13 protein-coding genes and 1 pseudogene are annotated in these 18,269 nt (G+C 72.4%); 4 read left to right on the forward strand and 10 right to left on the reverse strand.

Annotated elements, in window-relative coordinates; all coding sequences use genetic code 11:
• Window positions 1-126: 126 nt before the first annotated feature.
• Window positions 127-2,358, reverse strand: coding sequence for a cellulose binding domain-containing protein (locus tag ACQP0U_RS23270; RefSeq protein ID WP_433310699.1), 2,232 nt, complete (start codon window positions 2,356-2,358; stop codon window positions 127-129).
• A 229-nt stretch (window positions 2,359-2,587) separates the two neighbouring features.
• Here ACQP0U_RS23270 and ACQP0U_RS23275 point away from each other — a divergent pair, with 229 nt between their 5' ends.
• Window positions 2,588-4,048: a pyridoxal-dependent decarboxylase gene (locus ACQP0U_RS23275; RefSeq protein WP_433310702.1), complete on the forward strand. Its 1,461-nt coding sequence runs from the start codon at window positions 2,588-2,590 to the stop codon at window positions 4,046-4,048.
• Between the two features lie 690 nt (window positions 4,049-4,738).
• Here ACQP0U_RS23275 and ACQP0U_RS23280 read toward each other — a convergent pair.
• Window positions 4,739-5,635, reverse strand: a pseudogene (locus ACQP0U_RS23280) (sulfite exporter TauE/SafE family protein); the annotation flags it as partial.
• Window positions 5,636-5,950: 315 nt separating this feature from the next.
• Window positions 5,951-6,415: an RrF2 family transcriptional regulator gene (locus ACQP0U_RS23285; protein WP_433310705.1), complete on the reverse strand. Its 465-nt coding sequence runs from the start codon at window positions 6,413-6,415 to the stop codon at window positions 5,951-5,953.
• A 290-nt stretch (window positions 6,416-6,705) separates the two neighbouring features.
• Here ACQP0U_RS23285 and ACQP0U_RS23290 point away from each other — a divergent pair, with 290 nt between their 5' ends.
• Window positions 6,706-7,374 (forward strand): YceI family protein, encoded by a 669-nt coding sequence (locus tag ACQP0U_RS23290; protein ID WP_433310708.1) that lies wholly within the window; start codon window positions 6,706-6,708, stop codon window positions 7,372-7,374.
• 114 nt (window positions 7,375-7,488) lie between these two features.
• On the opposite strand, the gene ACQP0U_RS23295 is transcribed toward ACQP0U_RS23290, so the two are convergent.
• From ACQP0U_RS23295 to ACQP0U_RS23310, 4 genes are all read right to left on the reverse strand, one after another.
• The gene (locus ACQP0U_RS23295) at window positions 7,489-8,373 is read right to left on the reverse strand and encodes an acyl-CoA thioesterase (protein ID WP_433310711.1); all 885 of its coding nucleotides are present in this window, start codon (window positions 8,371-8,373) and stop codon (window positions 7,489-7,491) included.
• A complete protein-coding gene (pyk, locus tag ACQP0U_RS23300) occupies window positions 8,370-9,818 on the reverse strand; it encodes a pyruvate kinase (protein ID WP_433310714.1) in 1,449 nt (482 codons plus the stop codon). Before pyk ends, ACQP0U_RS23295 begins: the two co-directional genes overlap by 4 nt.
• Before the next feature lie 234 nt (window positions 9,819-10,052).
• Window positions 10,053-11,552: an FAD-binding oxidoreductase gene (locus ACQP0U_RS23305; protein WP_433310716.1), complete on the reverse strand. Its 1,500-nt coding sequence runs from the start codon at window positions 11,550-11,552 to the stop codon at window positions 10,053-10,055.
• Window positions 11,553-11,567: 15 nt separating this feature from the next.
• On the reverse strand, window positions 11,568-11,930 hold the full coding sequence (locus ACQP0U_RS23310) for a YciI family protein (RefSeq protein WP_433310719.1): 363 nt from the start codon (window positions 11,928-11,930) through the stop codon (window positions 11,568-11,570).
• A 242-nt stretch (window positions 11,931-12,172) separates the two neighbouring features.
• Here ACQP0U_RS23310 and ACQP0U_RS23315 point away from each other — a divergent pair, with 242 nt between their 5' ends.
• Complete coding sequence (locus ACQP0U_RS23315; protein WP_433310721.1) at window positions 12,173-13,045, forward strand: aldo/keto reductase; 873 nt, start codon at window positions 12,173-12,175, stop codon at window positions 13,043-13,045.
• A gap of 24 nt (window positions 13,046-13,069) precedes the next feature.
• On the opposite strand, the gene ACQP0U_RS23320 is transcribed toward ACQP0U_RS23315, so the two are convergent.
• From ACQP0U_RS23320 to ACQP0U_RS23330, 3 genes are all read right to left on the reverse strand, one after another.
• On the reverse strand, window positions 13,070-13,486 hold the full coding sequence (locus ACQP0U_RS23320; RefSeq protein WP_433310724.1) for an effector-associated constant component EACC1: 417 nt from the start codon (window positions 13,484-13,486) through the stop codon (window positions 13,070-13,072).
• 15 nt (window positions 13,487-13,501) lie between these two features.
• A complete protein-coding gene (locus ACQP0U_RS23325) occupies window positions 13,502-15,712 on the reverse strand; it encodes a M48 family metalloprotease (RefSeq protein WP_433310727.1) in 2,211 nt (736 codons plus the stop codon).
• A 174-nt stretch (window positions 15,713-15,886) separates the two neighbouring features.
• Window positions 15,887-16,684 (reverse strand): esterase/lipase family protein, encoded by a 798-nt coding sequence (locus tag ACQP0U_RS23330; protein ID WP_433310730.1) that lies wholly within the window; start codon window positions 16,682-16,684, stop codon window positions 15,887-15,889.
• Between the two features lie 204 nt (window positions 16,685-16,888).
• Here ACQP0U_RS23330 and ACQP0U_RS23335 point away from each other — a divergent pair, with 204 nt between their 5' ends.
• On the forward strand, window positions 16,889-18,247 hold the full coding sequence (locus tag ACQP0U_RS23335; RefSeq protein ID WP_433310733.1) for a pentapeptide repeat-containing protein: 1,359 nt from the start codon (window positions 16,889-16,891) through the stop codon (window positions 18,245-18,247).
• Window positions 18,248-18,269: the final 22 nt, after the last annotated feature.

Raw genomic sequence — 18,269 nt, forward strand, 5'->3', positions numbered from 1 at the left:
TTCCCGGTCGGGACGGGTTGGGGATGCCGCGGTGTGGCGCACCGGGCCGGAGCTGAGCGGATTCCGCGGCTGCGGCCCGGTGCCTGCCACCCTAGGCGACCCCGCTCGGGACCGCCAGGGGTTGCATCAACGTAGGTGGATATCCGGCGTCGGTGGGGTGCCCATTCCGTTGCCGATGAAGAACCCCGGGTGCGGCGGTTGGTTGTAGGCCGTGTTCTGCCACGCGATCGCCACCCGATACTGCGGGTCGTGCATCAGCGTGTAGATCCGGGTGCTGGTCGGTGTGGGCGTGCTGTAGATGCGCAACGCCCGGCTGTCGGTGGTCCGCCAGATCACCTCCTCGCGCCAGTCGCCCAGGATGTCACCGGAGAGCGCCGGTGTGGACTTGGTGCCGTTGTTGGACGCCACCCCGCTGCCGTCGAGCAGCCGGGTCTCACCGCCGGTGCCGTACTTGTCGATCTTCGTGCCGTCGAGCAGTTCCCGCACCGGGTCGCCGTCCCACCAGGCGAGGAAGTTGGCCGAGGACGGCTTGCGGCCGACGTTCTGCCCCCTGGTGTTGGCCAGTCCGGCGACCGCTGACGACCAGGACTCCGCGCCGGCGCTGCCCGCCCAGATGTCCGCGGAGACACCCCGGCCGTTGTCGCCGGACGCCGGCGTGGACCAGAGGACCTGACCGGTACGGGCGTCAGCGAAGTAGGAGCTGGGCTTGCTGGCGTCCTCGTCGACCTTGAACACCTCCAGGCCGGTACGGCCCGGGTCCAGGTCCCCGACGTGCATGGCGTCGCCGTGGCCGTTGCCCGTGGAGTACAGCAGCCGGCCGTTGTCGTCGATGGTGGCGGCCCCGTACACGATCTCCTGGCGGCCGTCGGCGTCGACGTCGGCGACGGAGAGCTGGTGATTGCCCTGACCGGCGGCGGCGCCGTTGCCGGAGGAGTTCGAGTCGAACGTCCAACGCCTGGTCAGCGTACCGCCGCGGAAATCCCAGGCCGCGATCACCGCACGGGTGTAGTAGCCCCGCGCCATGATCAGCGAGGGGCGCTGACCGTCCAGGTACGCGGTGCCGGCGAGGAACCTGTCCACCCGGTTGCCGTACGAGTCACCCCACGACGACACGGTGCCGCGCGGCGGGTCGTAGGTGACGGTGGAGGCGATCGCGCCCGTCTGCCCGTTGAACATGGTCAGGTACTCCGGGCCGGACAGCACGTAGCCGCTGGAGTTGCGGTAGTCCGCCGACGATGAGCCGATGAGCTGACCGGTGCCGGAGCGGGTGCCGTCGGCGGTCTTCATGGCCACCTCGGCGCGGCCGTCGCCGTCGTAGTCGTACACCTGGAACTGGGTGTAGTGGGCGCCGGCCCGGATGTTGCGGCCCAGGTCGACCCGCCACAGCCTGGTGCCGGTGAGCGTGTACGCGTCGACGTAGACGTTGCCGGTGTAGCCGGACTGCGAGTTGTCCTTGGCGTTCGACGGTTCCCACTTGAGCACGATCTCGTAGCTGCCGTCGCCGTTGAGGTCACCGACCGAGGCGTCGCTGGCGCTGTAGGAGTAACTCTCGCCGCTCGGGGTGCTGCCCCCGGCCGGGACCTGCAACGGCACGTCCAGGTAGCCCGCGCCGAACTGCAACGCCGACGCCGACGCCGCCTGCTCGGCGCCACCCACCACGGCCCGCACTGTGTACGCCGAGCCGGCCGCCGCGCCGCTGTCGAGGTAGTTGGTGGCGCCGGTGATCGGGCTGGCGTTGACCCTGGTGGATCCCCGGTAGAGGTTGAACGCCACCCCGGAGGTCTCGGTGCCGAGCAACCGCCAGGAGACCAGGTTGCCGCTGCCGGAGCGGACGCTGATCAGCCCCCGGTCCAGGTCCTCCATCTGCACCACCCCGGCCGCCGGCGGAGGCGTGGTGGGCGGAGGCGTGGTCGGCGGTGGGGTGGTCGGCTCGTCGGTGGGTGGGGCGCCGGTGCAGGTGGTGCCGTTGAGCGCGAAGCTGCTCGGCACCGGGTTGCTGCCGGTCCACGAACCGTTGAAGCCGAACGAGGCGCTGCCGTTCGTGGCGATGGCGACGTTGTGGTCGACGTTGCGCGCGGTGACCTGGGCACCGGACTGGGTGACGGCGGTGTTCCACGCCTGGGTGACCTGTTGGCCCGCGGCGTACGACCAGGTGAGTGTCCACCCGTTGACCGGGTCGCCGAGGTTGGTGACAGTGACGTTGGCGCCGAAGCCGCCCTGCCACTGGTTCGTGATCTGGTAGTCGACCCGGCAGCCGACGGCGGCGGCCGAGGCGACGACCGTGCCGAGGGTGCCGGCCACGACGGTGGCCGCCGTCGTGGCGGCGAGCAGGATCAGCCGATGTCTGGACGGGTGCATGCGCTGCCTCCGGGGATCCGGTGGAGATCGCTGCGGCCCACCGGCCCTGCCCGGGGAAGCACAGTGGACCTACCCCGCCGCGACGGCGGCGGACGGCGATCTGATCGGGGGTGAAACGCCCTGGAACTCACGGATCCGACTCACCGCGCATCGTAGGGCAAGCGCTTTCCGGCACGCAACATCAACGGCTGTCGCTCCGTTGCGGATCCCGCTCTTGCCTCGGTGATCAATGCCTGATCAACTCGTCCGGGTGAGCGCCCACCACATGGACCCCGCCGAGTTCCGACGCGCCGGGCACGCCGTCGTCGACTGGATCGCCGACTACTGGGCGACGGTGGAGCAACGACCCGTCGCCCCGGCCGATCCCCCGGGCACGGTGGCGGCCGCCCTGCCCGACACGCCCCCCAGCACCGGCGGCGAACCGGTCGAGGCGATCCTCGCCGACCTGGACTCGATCGTCGTACCGGGCCTGGCTCACTGGCAGCACCCGGGCTTCTTCGGCTACTTCCCGGCCAACACCTCCGGCCCGAGCGTCCTCGGCGACCTGGTCAGCGCCGGGCTCGGCGTGCAGGGCATGCTCTGGGCCGCCAGCCCCGCCTGCACCGAACTGGAGACGGTGCTGATGGACTGGCTGGCCCACCTGCTGGACCTGCCGGAACGCTTCCGCTCGACCGGCACCGGCGGCGGGGTCATCCAGGACTCGGCCTCCTCGGCGACGCTGGTGGCCACCCTGGCCGCCCTGCACCGGGCCAGTCTCGGCCGCTGGCGCCACACCGGCATCGACAGGCGCTACCGCGCCTACACCTCCGTGCACGGGCACTCGTCCATCGAGAAAGCGGTACGGATCGCCGGGCTGGGCAGCGACGGCATCCGGTCGATCGAGGTGGACCCGGACACCCAGGCGATGCTGCCCGGCGCGCTACGGGCCGCGATCGAGGCAGACCTGGCCGCCGGTGACGTGCCGGCCATCGTGGTGGCGACCATCGGCACCACCTCCACCACCGCCATCGACCCGCTGCCGGAGATCGGGGCCATCTGCGCCGAGTACGGAATCTGGCTGCACGTGGACGCCGCGTACGCGGGCGCCGCCGCCGTCTGCCCCGAACTGCGGTGGTCGCACGCCGGCATGGAGTACGCCGACTCCTACTGCTTCGACCCGCACAAGTGGCTGCTCACCGGCTTCGACTGCGACGCGTTCTGGGTGGCCGACCGCGCCGAACTGATCGAGGCCCTGACCGTACTGCCGGAGTTCCTGCGCAACGCGGCATCCGAGTCCGGCGCAGTGATCGACTACCGGGACTGGCAGGTGCCGCTGGGCCGGCGGTTCCGGTCCCTCAAGCTGTGGTTCGTGCTGCGCTGGTACGGCGCCGAGGGGCTACGGGCACACATCCGCTCCGGCGTGGCGCTGGCCGAACGGTTCGCCGACCGGGTCCGCGCCGACGACCGGTTCGAGTTGGCCGCCGCGCACCCGTTCTCACTTGTCTGCTTCCGACTGCGCGCCGACGACGACACCAATGCGGCGCTGCTGGCCGCGGCCAACGCCACCGGACGGATGCACCTGACGCACACCCGCGTCGCCGGCCGCTACACGCTGCGGCTGGCGGTCGGCTCACCACAGACCACCGAAGCGCACATCGACGAGGCCTGGACCCTGCTCTCCGAGGCAGCCCACACCCTCCCCACCCCCTAACCCCCGCGTTGTTCCGCGCGCGCCCCGCACCCCGCCCCCGCACCCCGCCCCGCGCCCCCGCGTCCCCGCGCCCCGCGCAACTTCCCCGATGTTGCTGCCTCCGGCACGCACGGAGGCAGCAACATCCCCGAACTTGCGCGGATCTTGACGGCGAACACCGTCCTGAGAGGCCGGGAGCGGGGGTCGGATCGCCCAGCGCCGCCAAGGTCACGCTCGAACCAGGATGTAGTGGCATCACCGACGCGCCGACACCACTACAACCAGGATGTTGCGCGATCTTGCGGCCTGCGGGGTGGAGAGACCCGGCGGCGGGGCGAGGGAAGAGGGCGAAGGGCGAGGGGGCGGACCGGGGTTCAGCGTCGGGTTGGCGTACCCGTCGCGGCCAGATCGGCCGGGACCTCGCCGGCAGCGCCGACGGTGGCGGCGGCGGTGGTGGCGGCGGCGGCGGCGGCGGTGGCGGTGGCGGCGGCGGCGGCGGCGGTGGCGGTGGCGGTGGCGGCGGCGGTGGCGGTGGCGGTGGCGGTGGCGACGGCAGCAGGTTCGCCGGCAACGGGCGCGACCGCAACGGGCGCGGCGGCAACGGGCGCGGCGGCAACGGGCGCGACCGCAACGGACGCGGCGGCAACGGGCGCGACCGCATCCGGCGCGACCGCAACGGGCGCGGCGGCAGCGGCGGCGGGGAAGCGGCGGCGGGGAAGCAGTCGCGGCCTCGGCGGCCTCGGCGCGGGCCCGGCGGGTACGGCGCAGGGCGCGGACGGCCAACACCAGAGCGGCCAGCCAGCCGGCGGCCAGCAGGGCGTACACGGCGGGGCGGGTCGGACCGTCGAGTTCGGCGGAGCGGATCAGGGTGCGGGCGTTGGTCAGCACGATCACGCCGCCGACTGCCGCGCCGAGCAGTTGGGCGGGCACGATTCGCACCAGCCAGGCGGCCAGCGGGGCGGCGATGAGCCCGCCGATGAGCAGCGCGGCGACGGTGGGGAGCAGGAATCCCTCCGTACCCAACCCGATCAGGAAGCCGACGCTGGCCGCGCCGGCGACGACGAACTCGGCGGTGTCCACGGAGCCGATCACCTTGCGGGGCTCCATGCGGCCGGATACCAGCAACGCCGGGGTGGCCACCGGACCCCACCCGCCGCCGCCGGTCGCGTCGACGAAGCCGGCGACCAGGCCCAGGGGGCCGAGGAAACGACCGCGTAGCCGCCCGCCGAGCCGGTCGGTGCGCAGCGGTCGGGCGAAGCGGACCAGGAGGTACGCGCCGAGCGTGAAGAGGATGCCGGCCATCCACGGTGCGGCGGCCTCGGTGGAGATCGAGCTGAGCAGGGTGGCGCCAGCGAAGGCACCGATCGCGCCGGGCAGGGCGATGCGGGTCACCACGCGCCAGTCGACGTTGCCGAACCGCCAGTGCGCGACCCCGGCGGCGAGGGTGGTGCCGATCTCGGCCAGGTGCACCGAGGCCGAGGCGGCGGCCGGGGCGACCCCGGCGAGCAGCAGCAGGGTGGACGAGGTCAAGCCGTACGCCATGCCGAGCGAACCGTCGATCAGTTGCGCGACGAGCCCGACCAGAGCGAGGACCAACAGCTTGCGCACGAGCGCCCCCTGACTTTTCGGCATCTCCTATCGACTTGGTCGACAATGCGGGACGGGGCAGCCAGGGTCAAGCCTCTGATCGGTGGATGGGACGCGACAGGGCGGTGCGCCGGGTCGGCCGCCGATGACACGAGCCCGCAGGCAAGCCAACCAACGGGCCAGCCAAGCGAGCGAGCCGGCCAAGCGAGCGAGCCGGCAAGCGGCCGAGCCGGCCAGCCGGCCAGCAAGCGGCCGAGCCGGCAAGCGGGCCGGCACACACACCCGGGGGCGCGGATCAGTGACCGGGTGACGCGAGGCCGGGAGGCGAGGCGGCGATCAGATCCAGGCGCGCGGGTCGGCCGCCAGCTCGGTGACGCGCGGGGGCAGGGTGCCGGCGGCAACGTCAGCGACGCTCACCAGTTCCAGGATCTCCCGTTCGCTCGCGCGCAGCGCGATCCAGACCTCCTGGAGGGCGCGAGCCGGGCCGTGGTAGCCGAGCTGCTCGGGGCGTTGCCCGCGTACGTGGGCGAGGGGCCCGTCGATCACCCGGATGACCTCGGCGAGGGAGATCTCCTCGGCGGGGCGGGCCAGCCAGTAGCCGCCCTCCGGGCCGCGCTGGGCGTGCACGATGCCGCCCCGGCGCAGCTGGAGAAGGATGCTCTCCAGGAACTTCGGCGGGATCTCCTGGGCGCGGGCGATCTGGTCGGCCGTGACCGGCCGGCCGCGCCCGGGGCCGCTGGCCGTCGCGGCAAGCTCGGCGGCCGCGCGGAGGGCATAGTCGACCCGGGCGGAGAGGCGCATGTCGGCAAGGTTAGTCGCTGGTCAACCGGGCGGGCGGCCGACCCTCGGCCGATCGGCCACGCATCGATGGAAAGTGGCGCCGCTGGCGCTCGCTCGGGCCGCCGGCAGGGACCGTGAACGGCCACCGCCAGGGACCGGTGAAGTACGTCATGATCCACCGCACGGTGGCGGCCGAAATGCCGGTCCGGAGCGTCCCTATGCTGAGCGGGAGTACGAATGTCCGGCCGTTTACTCGGCCGCCAGCAACATATTGATAAACACCCGGGCGCGCTCGGGGGGAAGGCAACACGATGACCGATGTCGCCACACGCACCTGGGATGGCATGACCATCCCGGTCGCCGGCTCCTATCTTCTCGATCAGGCGCACAAGCGGATCGGTTTCCTGTCCCGGCACATGATGGTGAGTCCGGTACGCGGCGAGTTCGCCGAGGCCACGGCTCAGATCTTCGTGGCGGAGGACCCGCTGCTCTCCTCGGTGACGGCCACCATCATGTCGGCCAGCATCACCACCGGGAGCCTCGACCGGGACACGCATCTGAAGAGTGCCGATTTCCTCGATGTGGAGCGCTTTCCCACCCTCGAATATCGAAGCACCGGCATCAAATGGCAGGGCAACGAGGACCCCATATTCCAGTGGGCGCGGCTGCGCAACCATCGGTTGGGCGGACGAGGCCGGAGTCACATTGTTCCGCCGCAGTCCGACGGCATTCCCGGACGATTCGTCCTCACCGGTGAGTTGACCGTGAAGGGAATCACCCGGGCCGTCGACCTGGAGGTGAATTTCGGTGGCGCTCGTCAGGATCCGTACGGGCAGAACATCTTCGGTTTCAGCGCGACGGCCGAGATGAACCGCGAGGACTACGGCCTGCTCTGGAATGTGGCCCTGGAGAGCGGCGGGGTGCTGGTCGGCAGGACGGTGCAGATCGAGATCGCCGGAGAGGCCATCTACCAGGCCTGACGCACGCCATCCCCGCCAGTTGCCTGGCGGGGATGAGCGACAACGGGCCAGCGGCGATGAGCGACAACGAGCCGGCGAGGGTGAGACAACAACCCGGCGGGATGAGCGACAGCGTCAGGCGCCGACGCGGCGCAGCAGACCCTCCTGGACGGCGCTGGCGATCTGCCGGCCGTCAGTGGTGAACATCCGGCCGGTGGCCAGCCCCCGGGCGCCGGACGCCGACGGGCTCAGGCAGTCGTAGAGGAACCACTCGTCGGCCCGGAACGGCCGGTGGAACCAGAGCGCGTGGTCCAGGCTCGCGCCGACCAACCCGCCCGGCCCCCACACCTCGCCGTGCGCGGAGAGCACCGAGTCCAGCAGGGTGAGGTCCGAGGCGTAGGTGAGCGCGCAGGCGTGCAGCAGCGGGTCGTCGGGCAGTTTGCCGTCGATGCGCATCCAGACGCGCTGGTGCGGGTCGGCGGGCCGGTCGCCGGGGCGGACCCAGCCGGGCTCACCCACGTAGCGCACGTCGATCGGTCGTGGGATCTGGCCCCAGATGCCCAGCCGCTCCGGGTAGCGGGAGAGCCGGTCGGTCATCGTCGGCACGTCCTGCGGCGGGGGTACGTCCAGCGGGGACGTGGCCTGGTGGTCCAGGCCCTCCTCGGCCCGCTGGAACGACGCCGACATGAAGAAGATCGGCTTGTCGTGCTGGAGGGCCACCGCGCGGCGGACCGAGAAGGACCGGCCGTCGCGGATGTTCTCCACCTGGTAGACGATCGGCTCGACCGGGTCGCCGGGGCGGACGAAGTAGCCGTGCAGCGAGTGCACGAACCGCTCCGGGTCGACGGTGCGGCCGGCGGCGACCAGGGCCTGACCGGCGACCTGGCCGCCGTACACCCGTTGTGGGCCGACCGGGGGGCTCATCCCCCGGAAGGTCATGTCCCCGGTCGGGTCGAGGTCCAGCACTTCCAGCAGCTGGTCCACCGCCGCCTGGCCGACCGCGACCCGACCGTCGCTCACTGCAGGGCCCGCGCCGACGCGGCGTCGACGAGCGAGCCGAGCTGGTGTACGCGCAGCGTGTTGGTCGAGCCGGGGGTGCCGGGCGGGCTGCCCGCCACGATCACCACGTAGTCACCGGGGTTGGCCCGGTCGAGGCCGAGCAGCGCCTGGTCGACCTGGCGGAACATGTCGTCGGTGTGCTGCACGAACGGCATCAGGAAGGTCTCCACGCCCCAGGTGAGGGCGAGCTGGTCGCGCACCTCGGGGACCGGCGTGAAGGCCAGCAGCGGCAGGTCGCAGTGCAGGCGGGACAGCCGTCGCACGGTGTCGCCGGTCTGCGAGAAGGCGACGAGCGCCTTGGCGTTGATGGCCCGGGCGATCGACGAGGCGGCGACGGTGAGGGCGCCACCGTGGGTACGCGGGTCGTGCTGCAACCGCGGCACCCCGATCGAGCCGGCCTCGGTGGTCGTCACGATCTTGGCCATGGTGCTGACGGTGAGCACCGGGTACTTGCCGACGCTGGTCTCGCCGGAGAGCATCACCGCGTCCGCGCCGTCGAGCACCGCGTTGGCGACGTCGGAGGCCTCCGCCCGGGTGGGGCGGGAATTCTCGATCATGGAGTCGAGCATCTGGGTGGCCACGATGACGGGCTTGGCGTTCTCCCGGCACAGCTGCACGGCGCGCTTCTGCACCAGCGGGACCTCGTCCAGCGGCATCTCGACACCGAGGTCGCCACGGGCGACCATGACGCCGTCGAAGGCCAGCACGATGGCCTCCAGCTGCTCCACCGCCTCCGGCTTCTCGACCTTGGCGAGCACCGGGCGGAACACGCCCTCCTCGGCCATGATCCCGTGCACGAGCTTGATGTCCTCGGCCGAGCGGACGAAGGACAGCGCGACCAGGTCGACGCCGAGACCCAGGGAGAAGCGCAGGTCCTCGGCGTCCTTGTCCGACATGGCGGGCACGCTGACCGCCACGTTGGGCAGCGACACGCCCTTGTTGTTGGAGACCGGGCCGCCCTCGGTGACGAGGCAGCGGATGTCGTTGCCGGTGACGTCGGTGACCTCGACGGCGACCCGGCCGTCGTCGATCAGCAGCCGGTCACCGGGCTTCACCTCGTGCGGCAGCTTGCGGTAGGTGCAGGAAACCCGCTCCTTGCTGCCGATGATGTCGTCGCCGGTGATGACGACCGAGTCACCGGTGCGCCACTCGTGGGGGCCGTCGGCGAACTTGCCGAGCCGGATCTTGGGGCCCTGCAGGTCGGCGAGGACGGCGACCGGCTTACCTGCAGCCTCCGATGCCTCCCGGACCAGTCGATAGACCGCCTCGTGGTCGGCGTGGCTGCCGTGGCTGAAGTTGAGCCTCGCCACGTTCATGCCGGCCTCGACGAGACCCCGGATGCGCTCCGGGGACGAGGTGGCGGGTCCAAGAGTGCAGACGATCTTCGCGCGGCGTGTCACGCCCATCAGGCTAGTCTCTCCTTCAGGTCGGACTCGGGGCCGACCCCTTGCAGGCAGCGGAACATGTGTCCAACGACGCGCGGTGCGCGTCGGGCCGGCGGGCGGAACCGCACCGGGAACGTTGTGGCGACGGGCATCAGCGACCGCGCGCCGGGAATCGTACGCCTCCGGTGGCGTGCGCTGTCGGGGTGCTCCCGGCGGCGGCTCACCGCGGGTGCCCCGGGGGCGGCAGGCGGCGGCTCACTCCGGGCGCCCGGGTGGCGGCAGGGTGGGCACCGCGTGGAGCAGGTCGCGGGGGTCGTAGCGGCGCTTGGCGTGGCGCAGCCGCGCCCAGTTCGGGCCGTAGGCGAGCCGGACCCGGTCGGTCTCCTCCGGGGCGAGCAGGTTGGGGTAACCACCGGGCAGGGCGTGCGGGGCGAGCGCCGCCGAGGTCCGGTCGGCCCACTCGCGGTGCGGGCCGGCCTGGTCGCCGGGTGCCCACACCGCGATGATCTCGCTCATCAGGTGGTCGGTGCGCAGCCCGAACGCCGTGTCGGCCTGTCGGACCCGGGTGGCCGCGCCGTGGAAGTGATGCACGGCCAGCGCGGAGAACCGCGAGGTGACCTGCCGGGCCGCGTCGACGAGCGTGTCCACCGCTGCGTCGGTGAGCGCGGGCAGCCATCGGGTCCGCAGCAGGTAGTGGTTGCCGTCGACCATCCCGCCGTCGAACATCCGTAGCGCGTCCGCGTACGGCATCGGGCCGATCTGGTCGACCAGCGGGGTGCCGAGCGCGCGCAGCCGGTCCATCCAGGGCAGCCCGGCGTCCAGGTCCGGGCCGCTGTAGAACGGGCAGACGAAGATCACCGGCTCGCCGGCCGGGCCGGGCAGGAAGCCGGCCATCACGGTCAGCTCGTCCGGGGCCTCGGCGACCAGCGCGCCGTAGCCGCGCAGCACGGCCGGCGCCTCGGACAGCCCGAACATGATCATGCCGGCCAGGACGCCGGGCAGCCGGTGCGCGCGGAAGCGCAGCTCGGTGACGATGCCGAGGTTCCCACCGCCGCCGCGCAGGGCCCAGTACAGCTCGGCGTCGTGCCGGGGGTCGGCGGTGACCCGGCGACCGTCGGCGAGAACCACCTCCGCGCCGAGCAGACTGTCCAGAGCCAGGCCGAACCGGCCGCACAGCGGGCCGTACCCGCCGGCGAGGGTGAGCCCGGCCATCCCCACGGCGCCGACCACGCCGGTAGGCACCACCAGGTCGTACGGGCGGGCGGCGGCGAGCAGCTCGCCCGCCGTGGTGCCGCCGCCGATCGTCACCGTGGCCGCGTCCGGGTCGACCCGGACGGCGCGCAGCCCGGTCAGGTCGAGCACCAGAGCGCCGTCGCGCAGCGCCCGGCCGGCCCAGTCGTGCCCTCCGGAGCGCACCGAGACGGGCAGGTGACACCTGGCGGCGATGCGGACCGCCTCGGCCACCTCGTCGGCGTCCCGGCAGGTGGCGACCAGCGCGGGCGTACGCGCCACAGCGCCGTTCCAGAGTTGGGTGGTGGTGGCGTATCCGGGATCGCCCGGCTCGTGCAGCCGGTCGCCGAGCAGGGCACGCAGTCGGGCGGCGGCCGACGCGGCATCGGGGGTGGCGGCGGAGATCATGGCGACTCCTCGACCGGGGCCGACCCACGACACCGGGTACGCCCCGGCGGCGGCCCGCGCTGGGCGCGACGGTAGCACCGGCAGTCGGGCGAGCGCCGTCGCCATCACGACAGCCACCGATGGATCGGCGGCTCAGCTACCCGCTTTGACCAGTGGGAACTCCAGCGAACCGGCAGGGCAGAGGAAGGTCAGCACCTCCACCCGGTAGAGCCCGGCCTGCATCGCCGGGTCGGCCTCCAGCACGCTGCGGACGTCGTCGACGCTGCCGGTGCGGGCCAGCCCGAAGCCGATCGGCGGATCCGGCTCGCGCGCCGGCCCGTCCACTGAGCCGGCGACCAGGATGATGCCGCGTCGTTGCAACGCCTGCATGTGCTCGGCGTGCTCGGCCTGCAACCGCTGCACGGTCTCGGCGGGCAGGGCCCGCCCGGCCGCTCCGGGATAGATCACGATGCACTCGTACGTGTCGAGCGCGAAGTTGACCTGCGGCACTCCCATGGGTGCTCCCTCCGCCGTCGCGCCGGAACGCACCGGCTCCGGCCAGCGTCGCACGGACAACCCGGTCGTACCTGGCGCTTCCCGGCAACTCGGCTCGCCGCGCCCACGGCGTGTCCGCGCTTACACTCGGCGGTCCGGCGGCATGGCGGTGGGGATCCGGGGGATGATCCAACGGTGGCGGGTGGGCTCTTCACGCCCGCGCTGTCCACGCCCGCCACGACGAGACGATTGGGGATCGGGCAATGGCAACAAACATCAGTGAGCAGCCCGCGAAGGCGTCCGGCACGTACCGGATCGGTGGCGACGTCACAGTCAACCGGCTCGGCTACGGGGCCATGCAGATCACCGGCCCGGGGGTCTGGGGTGACCCGAAGGACCCGGCCGAGGCGGTACGCGTGCTGCGCCGTGCGATCGAGCTGGGCGTGACGTTCATCGACACCGCCGACTCGTACGGGCCGTTCGTCTCGGAGCTGCTGATCCGGGAGGCCCTGCACCCGTACGCCGACGACCTGGTCATCGCGACCAAGGGTGGGTTCACCCGTTCCGGGCCGGGCGACTGGCGTGCGGTGGGGCGCCCGGAGTACCTGCGCCAGCAGTGCGAGCTGAGCCTGCGTCACCTCGGCCTGGACAGCATCCCGCTGTACCAGCTGCACCGGATCGACCCGAAGGTGCCGCTCGCCGATCAGCTCGGTGAGCTGGCCCTGCTGCGGGACGAGGGCAAGATCCAGCACATCGGGCTGTCCGAGGTGAGCGTCGCGCAGATCGAGGAGTCCCGGGCGATCACCACGATCGTGTCAGTGCAGAACCTGTACAACCTCGCCAACCGCAGCGCCGAGGACGTGCTGGAGTACTGCGAGCGCAACGACCTCGCGTTCATCCCGTGGTACCCGATCGCGACAGGTGAGCTGGCCCGCCCGGGCGGCCCGCTGGACGCCATCTCCAACGCGCACGGCGCGTCGCCCGCGCAGCTCGCGTTGGCCTGGCTGCTGCGCCGCTCACCGGTGATGCTGCCGATCCCCGGTACGTCCTCGGTGGCGCACCTGGAGGAGAACGTCGGCGCGGCCGACGTGCGGCTCACCGACGACGAGTTCGAGGCGCTCGCCAAGGCGAGCTGACCCGCCGGTGCGGACGCCGTCGGTTCAGCCGGCGGCGTCCGCACCGGGCTCCGGACCGGGCTCGGGGCCGGTCCCACGGGCGGCGCGCAGCGCCTCGGTCGCCTGGGCCAGCAGGCGAGCGGAGTCGGTCCGCCCACTCACCTGCAGCTCCACCTCGGTGTCCCCGGTCTGGATCCGGATGCTGGCCTCGGTGCGCTGCTGGTCGACCCAGGACTGCAACAGGTTGAACAGCCCCGGGAGCAGCCCCTGGGCCAGCACCGCGATGATCACCGCGTCGCTGAAGCCCGGCCTGCCCCCGCCGCCGCCGGCCGTGCGGACCACCGGTCGGTACTCCGGGCGGCGGTGGATCCAGGTCAACAGGTCGACCGACGGCGCCTGGCGCTGCCGGGGATTGATGGTCAGCCGGACGGGCAGCCGGGCTGCGGCGTCGCTGTCGGTCACGGTCTGTCTCCCCGGTCAGTTGGCGGCGGGTCGGAAGGCGACAGTGTCCCCGTCGGCGGTGGCGACACCCGCGACGGTGAACGCGTCGTCGTCCGTGAACGGTGAGCTGGTGCCGAAGTAGGTGGTGGTGCCGCTGACCTGCACCCTGCCCTGCGTCTCGTACGGGGTGGAGACCTGGGCGCTGGCCGGGCCGGTGAGTTCGACGGCGAGCTTCGGGTACTCCAGGATCTTCCAGGTGACCTTCTGCCCGGAGCTGCTGCTGCCGTAGTAGCGGAACGGGCAGCCCGGCGGGGCGGCGACGGTCTGCTTGGCGCACTCGTCCAACCAGACGCGTACCCGGGCCTCGACGGCTTCGATGGCCGCCGGCTTGAGCACCGGCGCCAGTTGCACGGTCGCGGCGGTCGCCCCCGGGCCGACCAGCACTGTCGCGCTCGGCGTCTCGCTGAGCGCACTGGCCGGGCCGGTCGCGGTGTAGCCGCCGGGCAGGAGCACCAGCGGCGCGCCCTCGGTGGCGACCGGCAGCTCCACCCCGTTGAGCCGCACCCCCGGGTCGGCGATCGAGGCGTTGAGCGGCGTGGGCCCACCGCTCAGCCGCCAGCCGTGGAACAGCCCGGCGGTGGTCTCGTCCTCGCGGCGCAGGGTCAGGGTGGCGGTCTGCCGCGCGTCACCCAGCCGGTACGCCACGGTGGCGGTGGCGCTGTCGCCGTCGCGCTCCAGCGAGCTGATCTCGACGTCGGTCGGTGGTTGGTAGCCCTTGCCGCGCAGGAGTTGGGCGAGCAGCTTGGTGTCGGTGTCGCCGCCCTGGTCGCTCAGGTAGCCGAGCGCGGCGTCGCTGTCCCGGTCGGCGAGCGCGGAGAAGTAGCCGTCGATCGCCGCCTGGGGGCGGAAGAACGCCCACTGCGCCACGCCGAGCCCGCTGGTGCCGAGGCAGGCGGCCAGGGTGAGGGCACCGACCAGCAGCCAGGTCCGGCGGGTCCCGACCGGTGCGGAGTGGTTGAACAGCCGGTCGACGGTGACGGGCTCCGCCGCCCCGGCGGGCGCACCGGCAAGCGTCGCCCGCTCCAGCGCGTCCAGCCGGAGCTCGTGCGGTGGGTGGGTGGCGCAGACCGCCTCGTCCCAGCCGCTGCGGCCGGTCTCGAAGGACAGCCGCCGTTCCAGGATGCGCCGCAGCCCGTCGACGTGCCCGGTGAGGACGGCGCCGAGGTCGGCCCGGTACTCGGCAGCCCGTACGTCGCGGGCGTGCAGCGGCAGCACCACGTACCGCATGGTGAGCAGCACCGGCCAGAAGAACACGAAGACCACGAAGTTGGTGGCCGGGTGCGGGAACGTCCGCATCAGCCAAGTCGGCAGGGCGTGCGCGAGGGTCAGTGGCAGGCCGACGCCGCGGACGAAGGCGCTGGTGATCTCGTCCCCGGTGCGCCAGTGCACAAGCTCGTGGCTGAGCAGGGCGGCCACCTCGTCGTCCGGTTCGGTCAGCACGGCGGTGGTGACCACCACGTGCCGGGCGTACGTGCGGGCGTTGCTCAGGACCGGGTCGTCCTCCATGAGCAGCCGGGGCACGCTGGGCAGGCCGAGCCGTCGGGCGCAGTCGTCGAGCACGGGGCCCAGCCGCGCGTACTCGCGGCGGCTGGGCTGGCGCGCGCCCGAGACGACGAGCAGGCGTGGTTCGAGCAGCACCCGGTAGAGCGTGTAGAGGACCCCGATCAGCGCCGCCGCGATGACCGTGCCGATCAGGCCGGTGAGCAGCGCGAAGGGGTCTTCGGCGACGCCCATCCAGGGCAGCGCCAGCACGGCGAGGAAGCCGACCAGGAAGCCGATGACGAAGCCGGCCACGCCGCCGAGCACCCCGCCGGAGCGGGTCAGGAACGCCTCGATCAGGGAGCCGATCAGCGGGGCGTCGCGCAGCACCTGGGGCACCTGGTCGTCGGCGCCGGTCCCGACGGCGAAGAGCCCGATGACGCCGAACGTGAGACCGCCCCAGAACGCCAGGAGTAGCGCGACCGGCAGGTAGAACCAGGTGGCGACGAACGCGCCGAACACGCCGCGCCAGTCCCGCAGGATCCCGGCGCGCAGCCAGACCAGCGCGCTGGGGTAGCCCGGCGGCCGGTCGGTGAACCCACCGGTGGGCGGCGGGGTGTCGGCCGACGGCGGCTGGGCGGCCCGGACGTCGAGCTGCGGCACGGTCGGCGGGGTGTTCTCCGGCGGCACGGTGGGCGGCTCGGTCATGAGCGCTGCTCCCTCTCCACGGATGGCGTCCACTGTCGGGAATGGACAGCCGGAGCAGGCTATCGAGGACATGTGATGTCTGCCAGACCGATTCGCGGGATCGTCGCGCACCCGACACTCACCGTCGCGGATCCGGTGCGACGGCCCCCTCCGGGGCCGCCGCACCGGACCGGGTCAGAGCGCGAGGCAGTTGGGCCGCACCGGGCCGTCGACCAGTGCGCCACGCACGATGGTGTACGCCGTACCGTCGAGCACCAGACCGAGGTGCCCCACCACCCGCAGCGGGCAGTACGCCTGGATCAGCACGTTCGTCGCACCGTCGTTGACGGCGGCGTTCCCCGTCGGCCGGACCAACTCGTCCTGGAGGGTGCGGATGGTGGTGTAGCGCACCGCGTCCGGGGTGTCGTCGCCGGCGTTGAGGTCGGCGAGGAACGCCGAGCCGATGGTCATCTGCTGGCAGGCCACGACACCGGCGCAGCTGCCCAGGCCCAGGAACGCCACGATGTTGGCGACGTACGTGCCGTACTGCGGTGTGCCCAGGCTGACGTACCGGCCGACGGTGGCGGTGCCGCCGAGCCGCTTGAGGTAGTACCGACTGACCAGGCCGCCCTCGGAGTGGGCGACGACGTCCACAGTCGCCGCGCCGGTGCTGGCGCGTACCTGGTTGACGTAGGTGGCGAACGCGCGGGCCGAGGTGGGGATGTCACCGAGGCCCAGCCCGGGAAGCTGGTAGATGAAGGTGCGGTAGCCGTCGGCGCGCAGGCGGGCGGCGATCGGCTCGTACGCGACGGCGACGCCGCTGAGCCCGCCGACCACGATGACGGGGTTGGCCGCCGCGGCGGCGGCGAATGACGTGCGGGCGGAGGTGGTGCGCGGGGCGGGATCGGCGGGCGCGGCGCTGGCCGTGGCGGTGGACGCGAGCAGCGCGGCGGTGGCGAGGGCCAGGACGAGGGCGGTCTTTCGGAGCAGCATCGCTGCACCTCCGGGGGGAGGCACCCGGCGAACCGGGCAGGTGGGTGGGGGTGTCCGGTCGACCGTGCGACGATCATCCCCGCAACAATTTAGAAACGTCAATGACTTGTTACGCGCCGGTAACCCGTTGTTCCGGCGGGGGCGTAAACGGTCATACCGCCGCGCTCCATATCGGACACCGATGGTGACTGGCATGCTGTGGCCGTGGCTGTCGACGAACCCACCGAGCGCGAGCTGCGGGTCATGCCGTGGTGGCTGGTCCTGGTCGGCCTGCTGGCCGCCGTCGCTCTGGGCTGGCTGGTGCTGGACCTGCTGCTCACCGAGGCGGACCGCGCCAGCCAACCGGACACCCGCGCGACGCTGCGCATCGACGCGATCCGCACCGGCCTGACAGTCGTCGCCGGCACCGGCGGAGGGCTCGCGCTGCTGCTCGCCGCCCGCCGTCAGTGGATCGCCGAACGCGCGCAGCGGCACCAGGAGAGCGTCGCCGCGCGGGACCAGGCGCACCGGGACCGGGTGCAGGCGCACGCCGAGGTGGTGGCCGAGGCCGCGCAGCGCCACCAGGACCGGCAGTCCGGGGCTGTCGAGCACGATGCGGCGGAACGTCGACTGACCGAGCTCTACACCCGGGCGGTGGAGCTGCTCGGCAACGACAGCGCGGCGGTACGCCTCGGTGGCCTGCACGCGTTGGAGCGCCTCGGTCAGGACAATCCGGGGCAGCGGCCGACGATCGCCGCGGTGCTCTGCGCGTACCTGCGGATGCCGGCGCCCGACGGCGAGCCGCGCGAGACGGAGGTCCGGCGCAGCGCGCAGCGCGTGCTCACCCGGCACCTGCGCGCGGACGACGCGGCCCACTGGCCGGAGCTGAGGCTCGACCTAGCCGGCGCCGCGCTCGTCGACTTCGACGCTGCCGGCTGCACGCTGGTCGACGCGAACTTCACCGACGCGGTGTTCACCGGTGCGACCACCTTCGCGGGCGCGACGGCGCGCGGACGTCTCTTGCTCGGGGCGGCGACCTTCGGCGACATGGTCTTCGAAGAGTTTCTGGCCGAGGGCGAGGTCATGCTCGACGGCGTTCGCGTCGGCGGTGAGGCCAACTTCAATGGCGCCGCGTTTGTCGGCGGCCTGTCCTGCCGGCGAGCCAGCTTCGCCGGCCCGGCCTCATTCTCCCGGGCCCACTTCGGTCATTCAACCAGCTTCGACGCGACCCGCTTCGAGGACGTTGTCACGTTCACGGAGTCCGGCTTCGACGGCGCCCTGTCGATGGAGCACACCGAGTTCGGCGGGTCGGCCGCTTTCGAGTCGGCCCACTTCACGAACATGGCGCTGTTCCGCTGGACGGTCTTCGGCGCGGAGGCGCTGTTCGACCGGGCCCGCTTCGTCGACGCCGCGAACTTCGGTCGGGCCCGGTTCCACAGCATGGTCAGCTTCCGCGACACACAGTTCAGCAGACCGCCGCAGGTCGAGCAGGCCCGGGCGGTGGCCGACCCTGGTCACCGCTGGCCGGCGGACACGACCGTGCAACGCCTCGACGACGAGTGGCTACTGCTCGTCGACCGCTGACGGCGCGGCCGGCGACGTCAGC

The organism is Micromonospora sp. CA-269861 (genome assembly GCF_050948505.1).
Lineage (GTDB): Bacteria > Actinomycetota > Actinomycetes > Mycobacteriales > Micromonosporaceae > Micromonospora.